Origin of the sequence: Vogesella indigofera, from assembly GCF_003633895.1 — a bacterium.
Classification (GTDB): Bacteria; Pseudomonadota; Gammaproteobacteria; order Burkholderiales; family Chromobacteriaceae; genus Vogesella; species Vogesella indigofera.
Genome location: NZ_RBID01000002.1, coordinates 15,463 through 28,772 on the forward strand (window position 1 = coordinate 15,463; position 13,310 = coordinate 28,772).

The 13,310-nt window shown below is 66.7% G+C and carries 12 protein-coding genes; 3 read left to right on the top strand and 9 right to left on the bottom strand.

Features of this window, described 5'->3' with window-relative positions:
- Nucleotides 1–19: 19 nt before the first annotated feature.
- The 5 genes from galU to smc form a co-directional block, all read right to left on the bottom strand.
- Nucleotides 20–892, bottom strand: coding sequence for a UTP--glucose-1-phosphate uridylyltransferase GalU (gene galU / locus C8E02_RS00870; RefSeq protein ID WP_047968309.1), 873 nt, complete (start codon nt 890–892; stop codon nt 20–22).
- Between the two features lie 83 nt (nt 893–975).
- Entirely contained in the window at nt 976–3,405 is a 2,430-nt protein-coding gene (ligA, locus tag C8E02_RS00875; protein ID WP_120809291.1) for an NAD-dependent DNA ligase LigA, read from the bottom strand.
- A gap of 63 nt (nt 3,406–3,468) precedes the next feature.
- Entirely contained in the window at nt 3,469–4,611 is a 1,143-nt protein-coding gene (locus tag C8E02_RS00880) for a cell division protein ZipA C-terminal FtsZ-binding domain-containing protein (RefSeq protein WP_120809292.1), read from the bottom strand.
- 203 nt (nt 4,612–4,814) lie between these two features.
- Nucleotides 4,815–5,546 (bottom strand): energy transducer TonB, encoded by a 732-nt coding sequence (locus tag C8E02_RS00885; RefSeq protein WP_120809293.1) that lies wholly within the window; start codon nt 5,544–5,546, stop codon nt 4,815–4,817.
- A 3-nt stretch (nt 5,547–5,549) separates the two neighbouring features.
- Nucleotides 5,550–9,035: a chromosome segregation protein SMC gene (gene smc, locus C8E02_RS00890; protein ID WP_120809294.1), complete on the bottom strand. Its 3,486-nt coding sequence runs from the start codon at nt 9,033–9,035 to the stop codon at nt 5,550–5,552.
- A 157-nt stretch (nt 9,036–9,192) separates the two neighbouring features.
- Here smc and C8E02_RS00895 point away from each other — a divergent pair, with 157 nt between their 5' ends.
- Complete coding sequence (locus tag C8E02_RS00895; protein WP_120809295.1) at nt 9,193–9,753, top strand: YqgE/AlgH family protein; 561 nt, start codon at nt 9,193–9,195, stop codon at nt 9,751–9,753.
- Nucleotides 9,737–10,177 (top strand): Holliday junction resolvase RuvX, encoded by a 441-nt coding sequence (ruvX, locus tag C8E02_RS00900; protein ID WP_120809296.1) that lies wholly within the window; start codon nt 9,737–9,739, stop codon nt 10,175–10,177. Before C8E02_RS00895 ends, ruvX begins: the two co-directional genes overlap by 17 nt.
- An 85-nt stretch (nt 10,178–10,262) precedes the next feature.
- Here ruvX and ylqF read toward each other — a convergent pair whose 3' ends face one another.
- The 4 genes from ylqF to C8E02_RS00920 all read right to left on the bottom strand — a co-directional run bounded on the left by ylqF (nt 10,263) and on the right by C8E02_RS00920 (nt 12,463).
- Nucleotides 10,263–11,204, bottom strand: coding sequence for a ribosome biogenesis GTPase YlqF (gene ylqF, locus C8E02_RS00905; protein ID WP_120809297.1), 942 nt, complete (start codon nt 11,202–11,204; stop codon nt 10,263–10,265).
- A gap of 3 nt (nt 11,205–11,207) precedes the next feature.
- Nucleotides 11,208–11,420 carry a DUF3820 family protein gene (locus C8E02_RS00910; RefSeq protein WP_047968423.1) on the bottom strand — a complete coding sequence of 71 codons (213 nt, stop codon included), beginning with the start codon at nt 11,418–11,420 and terminating at the stop codon, nt 11,208–11,210.
- Between the two features lie 62 nt (nt 11,421–11,482).
- On the bottom strand, nt 11,483–11,836 hold the full coding sequence (locus C8E02_RS00915) for a DUF4870 family protein (RefSeq protein ID WP_120809298.1): 354 nt from the start codon (nt 11,834–11,836) through the stop codon (nt 11,483–11,485).
- Between the two features lie 96 nt (nt 11,837–11,932).
- A complete protein-coding gene (locus C8E02_RS00920) occupies nt 11,933–12,463 on the bottom strand; it encodes a hypothetical protein (protein WP_120809299.1) in 531 nt (176 codons plus the stop codon).
- 340 nt (nt 12,464–12,803) lie between these two features.
- Between C8E02_RS00920 and C8E02_RS00925 the strand changes: the two genes are divergently transcribed.
- Nucleotides 12,804–13,160: a translation initiation factor Sui1 gene (locus C8E02_RS00925; RefSeq protein WP_120809300.1), complete on the top strand. Its 357-nt coding sequence runs from the start codon at nt 12,804–12,806 to the stop codon at nt 13,158–13,160.
- The last annotated feature ends 150 nt before the right edge of the window (nt 13,161–13,310 follow it).

The following is a 13,310-nucleotide window of genomic DNA, read 5'->3' on the forward strand; positions in this document are numbered from 1 at the left end:
GTGATGGATAGTTTTGCGCTCAGGCGCGCGGCAGGCTGGCCAGGAAGGCGGCAAACTCGCTGCCGACTTCGTGATGCTTGAGGCCGTATTCCACCGTGGCTTTAAGATAGCCCAGTTTCGAGCCGCAATCGTAGCGCTTGCCGGTAAACGGATAGGCCAGTACCGGTTCGTCCTTCAGCAACGCGGCGATGCCGTCGGTGAGCTGGATTTCGCCACCGGCGCCAGGCACGGTATTGAGCAGCTTGTCGAAGATGCGCGGCGTCAGGATGTAACGGCCGACCACCGCCAAGTTGGATGGTGCCACGTCGGGATGCGGTTTCTCCACGATGCTGGACACCTGCTGCCGGCCGTTGCCATCGGTGGCGACCTCGACGATGCCGTAGGAACCGGTCTCCTCGCGCGCCACCGTTTCCACGCCCAGTACCGAGCTGTGCGTCTCGTTGAACACGCGCACCATCTGCTCCATCGCCCCCGGCTCGCCGTCGATCAGGTCGTCGGCCAGGATCACCGCGAACGGCTCGTTGCCGACCACCGGCTTGGCGCACAGCACCGCGTGGCCCAGCCCCAGCGCCTCCGCCTGGCGGATGTAGATGCAGCTGACGTTGGCCGGCAAGATCTGCTGCACCGTCTCCAGCAGTTTTTTCTTGTTGCGGTTTTCCAGCTCGGTTTCCAGCTCGTAGGCCTTGTCGAAATGGTCCTCGATGCTGCGCTTGTTGCGACCGGTGATGAAGATCAGCTCGGTGATGCCGGCGGCTACCGCCTCCTCCACCGCGTACTGGATCAGCGGCTTGTCGACGATGGGCAGCATCTCTTTCGGGCTGGCCTTGGTGGCGGGCAGGAAGCGGGTGCCCATGCCGGCCACCGGGAATACCGCTTTGGTAACTTTTTGCATGATGAGTCTTTTTATCCGGACAACATGTTAAGTAGCGGGCAATTGTAGGCGTTTTATCGCCACCGCTCTAGTTTTGCCTGCCGTCACGACGCCAGCAAGGCCAGCAGGCCGGCCTCGTCCAGCACCGTCACCCCCAGCTCCAGCGCCTTGTCCAGCTTGCTGCCGGCCTCGGCGCCAGCCACCACGTAGTGGGTCTTCTTCGACACGCTGCCGGACACCTTGCCGCCGGCCTCCTCTATTAAGGCTTTGGCCTGATCGCGGCCCATGGTCGGCAGCGTACCGGTCAGCACGAAGGTCTTGCCGGCCACCGCCTCGTTCTGTGGTGCGGCTTCGGTCTGCGGCAGCCCGACCAGCAGCGCGCGGCAATAGTCGGCGATGGCCTGCAGCTGCATGCGGTTGGCCGCGTCGTCCAGCCAGTCGGCCAACGCATTGACCACCTCCGCCGGCAGGTCGAGTTTGATGATGTCCACCCGCGGCATTGCGGCCAACGTTGCCAACTCGCCTTGCTGCGTCGCCAGCTGCTGCGCGCGCACCTCGGTCAGCCGCGGCACGTTCAGCCGGGCGTAAAGGTTGGCCGCAGCCAGTTTGTCGCGCAGCTGTGCCTTGGGCGCATGCTCGTCGGCCGGTGCCACGCCGGCGGCCAGCAAGGCATCGATCACCTGTTCGTTCTGCGCCTCGGCAAAGAATTCGGCAATGGCATCAGCCACCACGCCGCCGATGTCCGGCAGTGCCGCCAGCACTGCGCGGGGCGCGCGGCGCACCTTGTCCAGCGTACCCAGCCAGTCGGCCAGGGTCTTGGCGGTGGATTCGCCGACGTGGCGGATGCCCAGCGCGAACAGCAGCCGCGCCAATGGCGGGCGCTTGCTGGCGCTGATCGCCTCGATCAGGTTGTCGGCCCACTTGGTGGCCACTTTTCCCGCCTTGACGGTTTCCGGCGTGATCCCCTCCTGCTCGTCGGCGCTCCGCTTCATTTCCAGCAGGTCATCCAGCGTCAGCCGGTACAGGTCGGCCACGCTCTTCACGTAGTCGAACTCCACCAGCTTGTCGATGTAACGCTCGCCGAGGCCGTCGATGTCCATCATGCGGCGGCCGGCAAAATGCTGGATCGCCTGTGTGCGCTGTGCCTTGCACACCAGCCCGCCGGAGCAGCGCGCGATGGCCTCGCCCTCCTCGCGCACCACGTGACTGCCGCATACCGGACAGACGGTCGGCAGGCGGTAAGCCGGATACATCGGCTCCTCGCCCTGGCTGAACAGATCGCCACCCAAGGTTGGCCGCAGCGGGCGCTGGTCCAGCACTACCGCCACCACTTCGGGAATCACGTCGCCAGCGCGGCGCACGATCACGGTGTCGCCGACGCGCACATCCTTGCGCCGCACTTCGTCCTCGTTGTGCAGCGTGGCGTTGGTGACGGTGACGCCGCCGACGAACACCGGCTGCAGCCGCGCCACCGGGGTGATGGCGCCGGTGCGGCCAACCTGCTCCTCGATCGCCTCCACCCGGGTCAGCGCCTCTTCGGCCGGAAACTTGTGCGCAATCGCCCAGCGCGGCGCGCGCGACACGAAGCCCAGCCGCTGCTGCAGTGCGCGGCTGTTCACCTTGTACACCACGCCGTCGATCTCGAATGGCAGCGTGGCGCGCTGCGCCAGCACGCCTTCGTAGTAGGCGGCGAGACCTTTCGCCCCTTGCACCACCGGCCGCAGCTCGGCGGCCACCACCGGGAAGCCCAGTGCCGCCAGCCAGTCCATCTCGCCGGCGTGGCTGTCCGGCCAGTCGTCGCCTTCCACCTGGGCGATGGCGTAGGCAAAGAACGACAAGCGCCGCTGCGCGGTGATGCGCGAATCCAGCTGCCGCAGGCTGCCGGCGGCAGCGTTGCGCGGGTTGGCGAAGGTCTTGTCGCCGCGCGCGCGCTGCGCGTCGTTCAGGCGCTCGAAATCGCGCTTGAGCATCAGCACCTCACCGCGCACTTCCAGCAGCGAGGGCACGTTGGCCGCACGCAGCCGCAGCGGCACCGAGCGCACGGTGCGGATATTGGCGGTGACATTCTCGCCACTGGCGCCGTCGCCACGGGTGGCGGCCTGCACCAGCACGCCGTCGCGGTACAGCAGGCTCACCGCCAGGCCGTCGAACTTGGGCTCGGTGGCGTACTCGACGTTGGCCGCGGCCAGGTCCTTGCCCACCCGCTCGTCGAAGGCGATCAGCTCGGCGTGGCGGCTGGCGAAGTCATCCTGCTGCAAGTCGGAAAAGGCATTGGACAGCGACAGCATCGGCACGCTGTGCACCACGCTGTCGAAGGCCGGCAGCGGCGCGCCACCGACGCGCCGCGTCGGCGAGCTGTCGCTGGCCAGCGCCGGGCAGTCGGCTTCCAGCTGCTGCAGCTCGCGGAACAGGCGGTCGTACTCGGCATCTGGCACCGTCGGCGCATCCAGCAGGTAGTACTCGTGGTTGTAGCGTTCCAGCAGTGCGGCCAACTCGCGGGCGCGGGCTTCGATCTCGGGAGTAGGTTTGGTCATGGAAGGCCCCAAATGCAGCACGCCGGCAAGGGCCGGCGTGCGGAAACAATGAAACGGCAAGAATCAGGCAAACAGGCGCAAGGCGGCGACACTGCCCGGTGCGATGCCGCGGTCGTCCATATTGCCGTAGATGCGCACCAGCTGCTCGCGGATCTTCAGCAGTCCGGCTTCGCTCAGCTCGCGGCGGTTGTCGTCGACCAGCCGCGCGTCGAATTCCTGCGTCAGCTGCAGCGCGAAGGCAATGGCGCGGTCGAACACCGCGGCACCGCCGGCCACGCGCGGCACGTCGAACAGCAGCGTCAGCGCCGGGAACGACTTGTCGAGCAGGTTGTGCAGCGTGAACGGCGTCTGGTCGGCCGAGGCCAGCGAATACAGCGAGTTGCCGGAATCGGCCAGATAGTGGAACTGGCCGTCCGGCTCCAGCTGCAAGCCGGCGGCTTCGGCCACGCTGCGCAGGCGCGCACCGGAGATTGGCGCCACCGGCACGATATTGATGCCGATCAGCACGTCGACATCGGCGCAGAAACGGTCCAGCTCGCGCGCGGCGACCAGCTTCTGCTGGCGCTGCGGGAAGCTGACCTGGGCATCGAACTGCTCGGCGTAATGGTTGATCTGCTGGCAGAAGCTGGCCAGCTCCTGCTCGGTGACCGCGCCGCTGCGATCGACCAGCTGCAAGCCGAAGTTGACCTGCTTGTAACGGGTGCCCGGCAGCAGCTCGGCCGGCGTCCACAGCCCGCGCTCGCTGCGCAGGATGGCCTGCACCCGCTTGGCGACATTGAAGCGCGGCAGCGACGACAGCGTCAGCGGCCGGCTGAACACCACCTCGGCGATGAAATCCAGCGACGGATCCAGCAGCGCCACCACCAGCGCCTGGTGGTCGGCGGCATCCATCGCCACCACTTCGTCTTCCTCTTCCGGCAGCGGCTCGCTGACGGCGGGCGGCGGCGTAAAGGCGTGCTGCGGCGGGGTGTCGTTCAGGTAGGCGGGGGTATCGTCCTCGTCCTGCAGCAACACCGGCTCCAGCCGCTCCTGCTTGCCGTCGCGAACATGATTCTTGGGCACGTCCAGCAGCACATCGGCGTGATGACGTGAAAAGGCCTGGCGGGTCCGCTTGCGAAAGCGCCATTCCTGGTATGTATTGAAGGCGAACACCAGGGCGATGACGATCCCCCCCAGCATCAGCAAGCCTATTTGTATGTCGCTCATCGAGCCTTATCCACTGCTGTGGCCATTATTCAGGACAGTATTATAACAAACGTCGCAACGCAAACGGTGGCCACCCTCGCGTCATCGGTCATTCTCTATCGAAAACGGGCTCAATTTTTTGGTTTTGCCAGCCAAAAGCGTAATTTTCACGAAAAAACCGCCAGCGGCAGCACGACATCGCCGCGCGCGGAGGCCGCGGCCGGCTACAACTCGTCGAGGCGGAAGCGCACCGGGATGTCGATACTGTCCGCCACCGGCTGTCCGCCCTGCCACGCGGCGTCAAAGCGCCAGCTGCGCACGCCGTCACGCGCGGCGCGGTCGAGGCGGATGAAGCCGCTGGAGCGCAACAGCTGCACCTGCTCGAACTCTCCGCCGGCACTGACCGAGATGCGCAGCAACACCACGCCTTCCTCGCCCAGCTCGCGCGACAGCGCCGGATAGGGTGGCTTCGGCGCAAAGCGTACCCGCACCGCGCGGCTTTCGCCCGTCTTTTCGCTGCCGGCGGCGGTACTGCCATTGGCAACGGCCGGCGGCGAGGCCGCACCGACGGCGGCAGGGGCAAGGTTGGCCGCAGCGTTGCTGCCCGTGCTACTGGTGCTGGCGGGCGCGCTACCTGTTGCCGCTGCGGCCTTGCCGGCTGCCAAGACAGTCGCGGGCGGCGTGGCACTAGTCCGCGCTGGCGCGGATGCCGCCGGCGTGGCGTGGCGGGCGACCGGTGCCGGTGTCGGCGACTTGGTCACGGCCGGTAGCCGGGCGGCAGCCGCGGCAACGGCACGGCTGTCACCACGCGGTGCCGTCAGCGCCGCGGGCGCGGGTGCAGACAGCAACAGTACCTGCAAGGGCGGCGTCAGCGCCGGCAGCGGGCGGAACTGCCAGGCAAACACAGCCAGCAGCAGCGCGTGCAGCGCCAGCGACAATAACAGCGCCGCGCGCATCGTTCAGGCCGTTTCGCGCATTTTCAGCGCTTCGACGATGTCCACCGCCACGATGCGGCTGCAACCCTGCTCCTGCATGGTCACCCCCACCAGCTGCTCGGCCATTTCCATGGTCAGGCGGTTGTGGCTGATGTACAGGAACTGCGTGTGCGCCGCCATCTGCTTCACCAGATCGCAGAAGCGGCTGGTATTGGCGTCGTCCAGCGGCGCATCGACCTCGTCCAGCAGGCAGAACGGTGCCGGGTTGAGCGAAAACAGCGAGAACACCAGGCTCATCGCGGTCAGCGCCTTTTCGCCGCCGGACAGCAGGTGGATGGTGCTGTTCTTCTTGCCCGGCGGCTGGGCGATGATCTGGATACCGGCCGACAGCAGGTCGTCGCCGGTCAGCACCAGTTCGGCGCGGCCACCACCGAACAGCGTCGGGAAAAACTCGCTCATCTTGGTGTTGACCGCGTCGTAGGTGGTCTGCAGCATGTCGCGGGTTTCGCCGTCGATCCTGGCGATCGCCTCTTCCAGCGTCGCCATCGCCTGCAGCAGGTCGTCGGTCTGGCTGGCGAGGTAAGCGCCGCGCTTCTGCGCCTCTTCCAGCTCCTGCAGCGCGGCGAGGTTGACCGCGCCAAGGCCGTCGATGGCGCGCGCCAGGCGCGCGATTTCCGCCGCCAGCGCGTTGGGCTTCACCGCCTCGGACAGGTGCGGCAGCAGCGCCGCCTCGTCCGCCTCGGCGGTTTTCAGCTCCTCGTCGAAGCGCTCCACGTTCAGTCGCGCTTCCTGATGCTTCAACAGCCAGTCGGAACGCGCCTCGCGCAGCGCCGGCAGCGCGGCGCTGATTTCCTGCTGCCGCTGCGTGGACTGGCGCAGGGTCTCGGTCAGCGCATTGAGCTGGTCGCGCGTTGCGGCCAACGTTTGCTCGCGCGTTTCGCGCAGCAGCAGTGCCTGCTGCAGCACCTCGTCCGGCGCTGCCTCTTCCACCGTTTCCGCTTCCATCGCCAGCGTTTCCAGGCGCTCGGCCAGCTGCAGATCACGGTCTTCCAGTTCGCGCGTGCGGCGCGCCAGCTCCGCCACCTTCTGCTCGGCGGTGTGCTGCGCCAGCTTGATCTCGTGCAGCATGCGCTCGGCGTCGCGCGTCTTGTTGCGCGCCAGCTCCAGCCCGGTTTCGGCGTTCAACCGCGCCAGACGCGCGTCTTCCAGCTGTTCGGCCAGTTCTTCCAGCTGCATCGCGTTTTCTTCGGCCAGCAGTTCGGCTTCAAGAATGGTTTCCTGCGCCGTGTCGCGCTCCTCGCGCAGACGCTGCTGTTCGGCGTGGATCGCCGCCAGCCGTGCGGCGCCCTGTCGCGCCGCCTGATCCAGCTTCACGTGTTCCAGCGTCACCGCGTTCAGCTCCGCCTCCAGCCGCGACACCGCACCCTTCTGTGCACGCACCGCCTCGGCCAGCATGCCCAGCATCGACGCCACGCTGTCGCGACGGCGCTGGGCGCTGTCGATCTGCGGCTGCACCGCGGCCAACCTTGCCGCCGCCGCGTCGCGCGCCGCCTTGCGCGCCATCATGCCGTCGCCGCTATGGGCGGCGTTGAAGCGCACGCTGACCGCGCTGACGCGGTGGCCGTCCGGCGTGATCCAGCATTCGCCGGCGGCCAGTTCGCCACGGCGGGCGATGGCATCGTCCAGCATATCGGCGCAGTAGACGCCGGCCAGCCAGTCGGCCAGCGCGGCGGCAAACGGCGCGTCGGCGCTGACCACAGCCAGCAGCGGCTGGCGGCCAGGGTTGGCCGCAACGGCCGGCGCCGGTGCGCAGTCGACCAGTGCCAGCGGCGCCGGCGGCAGAGCGCCGGGCAAGGCGGCGGCACGGGCGGCGAGGCTGTCGCCCAGCACCACTTCCACCGCGCTGCGCCACTGTTCGTCCACCTGCAGGCTTTGCCACAGCGCCGGCGCACCGTCCAGCTGCTGCGCCGCCAGCCAGCCGGCCAGCTGCTCGCCGGCAGCTTCGCGTGCCAGCACCGCGTCCAGCGCGGCGACTTCGGCCTCGGCGCGGGCGGCGTCGCTATTGAATTCGTGCAGCGTCTTGTCCAGCTGTTCGCGTTCGCTGGTGAGATCCGCCTGCTTGGCCTCGTCTGCGGCCAACCTTGCGCGCACCGCGTCCAGCGCCGCCTGCGCGCGCGCGACCTCGGCATGGGCCGCTTCCAGCACGCCGCTGTCGGGCAGGTTGAGATCGTGCAACTCGCGGCGCAGCGCGTCTTCGCGCCCGGCCAACTGCTCGATGCTGCGGCGCAGGTGCTCGCCCTGCTGCCGTGCCAGATCGCGTTCACGGGTGAGGTTGGCGATCTGCGCCGTCATCTGCGCCAGGCGCTGGTCGGCGACGCGGAACGCGGCCTCGGCGCCGGGCAGGCCGTCGGCGCCGTCTTCCAGCCCCATCTGCGCCTCTTCCATGCGCATTTGCGCCTCTTCGCGCCGCGGCAGCCAGTCGTCCAGTTCGTACTCGACCTGGGTCTTCTGCTCCGCCAGCTGCTGGCGTTCGTTGCGGGCGCTGGCCAGATCGCGCTCCAGCCGCTCGCGGCTTTGCAGGCGGTGGCGCTGCTGCTCTTCCAGCCGCGCCAGCGTGGCATTGGCCTCGAACAGCGCCTGCTGCGCCTCGTGCACCGCATCGCTGGCGGCGTAGTGCGTCTCGCGCACCGTTTCCAGTTCAGTTTCCAGATGTGTGTGCGCCGCTTCCAGCGCGGTTTCTTCGGTTTCGATGCGCGCCAGTTCGCTGCGCGCGGCGGCCTCGCTGCACGCCGCTTCCTCGCGCCGCGCCAGCGCCAGCAGGTTCTGCTTGAAGGTCAGCGCGCCGCGCATGTCCTGATAGTTGGCCGCCACTTCCGCCTGCTCGGTGAGGCGCTCGACCTGGCGCTCCAGCTCCAGCTTGAGGTCGTCGATGCGAGTAAGGTTGTCGCGGGTGTCGGCGAGGCGGCTTTCGGTTTCGCGGCGGCGCTCCTTGTAGCGCGACACGCCGGCGGCCTCTTCCAGATAGGCGCGCAGTTCTTCCGGGCGCGCTTCGATGATGCGCGAGATCATGCCCTGCTCGATCACGGCATAGCCGCGGGCGCCGACGCCGGTACCGAGGAACAGGTCGGTGATGTCGCGGCGGCGCACCTGCTGGTTGTTGATGTAGTAGCTGGATTCACCCTGCCGCGTCAGCACGCGCTTGATCGATACCTCGGCGTACTGGCCCCACGGGCCGGTGAGCTGGCCGTCGCCGTTGTCGAACACCAGCTCCACCGAGGCGCGCGACACCGGCTTGCGCGTGCTGGAGCCGTTGAAGATCACGTCCTGCATCGACTCGCCGCGCAGCTGCTTGGCCGACGATTCGCCCAGCACCCAGCGCACGGCGTCGATGACGTTGGACTTGCCGCAACCGTTGGGGCCGATCACCGCCACCAGCTGGCCGGGCACGGCGATGCTGGTAGGGTCGACGAAGGACTTGAAGCCCGCCAGTTTGATGTGAGTGAGGCGCAAGGGGTATCCAGCTCAGGAGAAATCAGTCTGCCATTTTAGCAAGCAACCGCGCCGCTGCGGCCAACCTTTGTCGGCCGGCCGCCGTGCCGCGCGGCCGCGGTGGCGCTTTTGCGCGATGTCCTTTGCCGGCCATGACAATGGTTGCCATAATGCAGGCATGGATACGCTGACCCTTGCACATCATTTTCTGATCGCCATGCCCAGCATGACCGACCCGCTGTTTGCCAAAAGCATCGTCTACATTTGCGAGCACGGCGAACAGGGGGCGATGGGCATGATCATCAACAAGCCCTCCGGCCTGGTGCTGGCACAGCTGCTGGAGCAGATCGACCTGCCGCTGGCCAACGACGAGGCCAATACCGTGCCGGTGCACTTCGGCGGCCCGGTGCAGCCGGATCGCGGCTTCGTGCTGCACACGCCGATCGGCAACTGGCAATCGACGCTGACCATCACCGACGACATGGCGCTGACCACCTCCAAGGACATCCTGCAGGCGGTATCGGAGGCGCAGGGCCCGGACAAGCTGCTGGTCAGCCTCGGCTATTCCGGCTGGGAAAAAGGCCAACTGGAAGAAGAAATCGCCGCCAACCAGTGGCTGACCGTCGCCGCCGCCGACTGGGTGATCTTCGACACCCCGAGCGAGGCACGCTTCGACAGCGCCATCAAACTACTGGGCTTCGACCCGGCACTGTTGTGCACGGATGCCGGTCATGCATAAGGGCACGCTGCTGGGCTTCGACTTCGGCGAGCAGCGCATCGGCGTGGCGCTGGGCGAGCCGGAGCTGGGCATCGCCACGCCGCTGGCCACCATCAGCAGCGACAGCAACGAGGTGCGCTTTGCCGCCATCGGCAAGCTGATCGAGGAGTGGCAGCCGACCGGTTTTGTCGTCGGCCTGCCGACACACATGGACGGCAACGCCCACGCGCTGACCGCGCTGTGCCGCAAGTTCGCACAGCGCCTGCACGGCCGCTACCGGCTGCCGGTGTGGCTGGTGGACGAGCGGCTGACCTCGGTGATCGCCGAGAGCCTGCTGGAGGAAGCCGGCGTGCGCGGCCGCAAGCAGAAGCCGGTGCTGGACCAGGTGGCGGCGCAGGCGATCGTGATGGCGTGGTTCGAGGAGCCGGGCGAACTCCTCGGCTGAGCACTGCCCCTCGCGCAAAAAAAGCCCGCTGCATGTGCAGGCGGGCTTTTTGTTTGCGCTTGCGGCCAACGTTGGCCGCAATGCTTTAGCGGCGCTTGGCGGCCTTGGCGACGCGGGCCTCGCGCTCCAAACGCGCGACTTCCTTCTCCGCGGCGCGCAGTACCGCGGCCTCCTTCGCCGCCTTTTCCCACGCGCGCCATTCGTCCGGCCGCTCCAGCGTCATGCGCCCGATGGCGCCGCTGCGGAAGTCGGACAGCACGATTTCCGATGCCTTCTGGATGTTGACGCGACCGCCGGGCAGCATGCCGCCACGCTTGCGGCCGATCTGCTCCAGCACCTGCCAGTCCTGCATGCCGGCGATGTCGCCGATGTTGTAGCGCGCGTCCAGCTCCTTGCCGTAGTAGCGGATCAGGTAGGCTAGCAGCTCCAGCGCCACTTCCTCCTCGTCCATCGCGTTGCGGCCCACCGCGCCGCTGGCGGCGAGGTTGTAGCCGCCCTGCGGCACCACGATCTTCGGCCACAGCATGCCGGGGGTATCGAACAGCTCGATCTCGTCGCACAGCATGATGCGCTGCTGGCCCTTGGTGATGCCCGGTTCATTGCCGGTCTTGGCGATGCGGCGGCCGGTGATGCTGTTGATCAGCGTCGACTTGCCGACGTTGGGAATGCCGCAGATCACCACCCGCAGCGGCTTGTCGATGGTGCCGCGATTGGGCGCCACGTCCATGCAGGCCTCGATCAGCTTTTGCGCCGGCGATTTTTCCGAGGCGTCGAGACCGATGGCGATGGTGCCCGGCTTGCGGTACCAGTTCAGCCACTGCTGGGTGACGGCCGGATCGGCCAGATCCTGCTTGTTGAGTACCTTGATCGACGGCTTGCGCTTGGCCAGCTGCGCGATCATCGGGTTGGCGCTGGAGGCCGGCAGGCGCGCGTCCAGCATTTCAATGACCACATCGATTCCGCCAAGACGCTCTTGCAGCTCTTTCTTGGCTTTGTTCATGTGTCCGGGGAACCATTGGATGGCCATGTATTATCGCTTTCGTAGTGGGTCGAGCAGCGATGACAGCCCGTTGTGATCCAGCTCCTGCATCAGCGCCAGCAGGCGGCCGATCTCGCCCGGCGGAAAGCCCTCGCGGGCAAACCAGTTCAGGTAGTGCCCGGGCAGGTCCGCGATCACGCGGCCCTTGTACTTGCCGTAGGGCATCACGCGGGTGACGAGCAGTTGCAGATGTTCGGGATTCATCGCGTTCATTCAAAAATCAGCCGCGCATTGTGCCAAAGCTGTGGCCAATGCGCAGCAAGCATTCACTGCGGCAGCGGGCGGCGCTCGTTAAACGCCAGAAAACCGCGCACGATGCGGTACACGTACCACACCCACACCGCAAAACCAGTGACGAAGCCCAGCCCCAGCAGCAGGATCAGCGGCCAGGAAACGGCAAAGCCGATCACCGCCCACCAGAAGGTGCGGATTTGCCAGGCAAAGTGGCTTTGCCACTCGGTACCGGCGGCTTCATCACGCTTGAGGTAGTTGATGATGATGCCGACGATGGCGGTGACCCCGACAAACAGGCTCAGCGCCTGCAGCGCATACACCACCAGGGTCAGGGTTTTCAGTGTGTCGTCGGCGCGGGGTACGCGTTGCAGATAACCGTCGTCCATGTCTTCTCCCGTTCGAGCATGGCTAACAAAACCGTTACGCGGCGGCACTGCCGTCACGCCAGGCTTTGTTAGCCATGCTGTTTGTGTGCGCCGGCATCACGCCAGCTGCGCCAGTGCCTGTTGCAAACGCGCCAGATGTGCGGCCAACTGGCGGCGCAGTGCCAGCGATTGCACCACCGGCGATGTGGCCAAGCTCAGCAGCTGCTCGCCATGACCGTGGGTGCGCCACGGCCGTGCGCCACAAAACAGCGCAAACGAGCGCAATAGCGGGCAATCCAGTGCCAGTTTACGCGATAGCTGCTGCAAACGCAGGTTTACCGCGTCCATCAGCGCCAGTTCTTGGCTGGCCAGCTCCAGATGCTTCAGCGCGAACACCAGCACCCGCGCCGCCAGCCAGTCGGCGCGTTGCGGCGAGCGGCCGCCGGCCGACAGGTAGGCCAAGCTGCGCACTTCGGGGAACAGCGACTCCAGCACCGCCGGCTGCGACTGCCCGGCAAGCAGGGCTTGCAGGCGGGCGACCGGGTTGCCGGGCTGATGCGAGCAGTGCTCGACATCGCTGACGATGCACAACGCGCTGCTGATACCGTGGTTTGTCGCTGGCAGCTGCCAGCATCGATTGTTTTCCATGTTCGGACTCCGTTTGGTGCCGCAAACCGGAAACATTGGAACTGCCCAGAAACACCAATGCCGCCAGAGTGCGGCGGCATTGATTCAGGGATTCGGGGGTAAGGCTTATTCAGCCCGTGACGCGTCCTGGTGCCGCCGGAGAAGTGCGGTAACCATAATAATAAGCGTGGGACACGAAACGGATAACAGTAGCCATAGCGGACGATGATGCGCCCGCGCGGCGCCGGCTGTCAAGCCGCGTCGCCATTTGAGCTGCGCGCGATGGCGCAATACAATGCGTCATTCCTGCATCGGCAGGCCTGCCGATGCAGTTTTTTCGCAAACAGGACAAGGACGCAACATGAACAAGCATGCCAGCGGCGGACTGGTGTACTCCACCGAACACGGCCGCATGTGCCCCGCCTGCCGCGCGCCACTGGACGCCTGCGTCTGCCAGCGTGCGCCAACACCGGCCGGCGACGGCATCGTGCGCGTGCGCCACGAGACCAAGGGCCGCAAGGGCAAGGGCGTGACGGTGATCAGCGGCGTGCCGCTGGCCGGCAGCGAACTGCTGGCGCTGGGCAAGCAGCTGAAGGCGCGCTGCGGCACCGGCGGCACGGTCAAGGATGGCCAGATCGAAATCCAGGGCGAACACGTGGCGCTGCTGATGGCCGAGCTGCAAAAGCAGGGCTGGACGGTAAAACGCAGCGGCGGCTGAAGCTTGCGGCCAACGTTGGCCGCAAGCCAGGCAGCAATCCGGACCACGGTGATCCGCTGGTGGCGAAAGCAGGCACGCCAACGCCTGATCGCGAGCAGATGGCGGCGCGGCCGGTGCGTCATCCCAACCGCCGCACCGGCAATGAAAAAC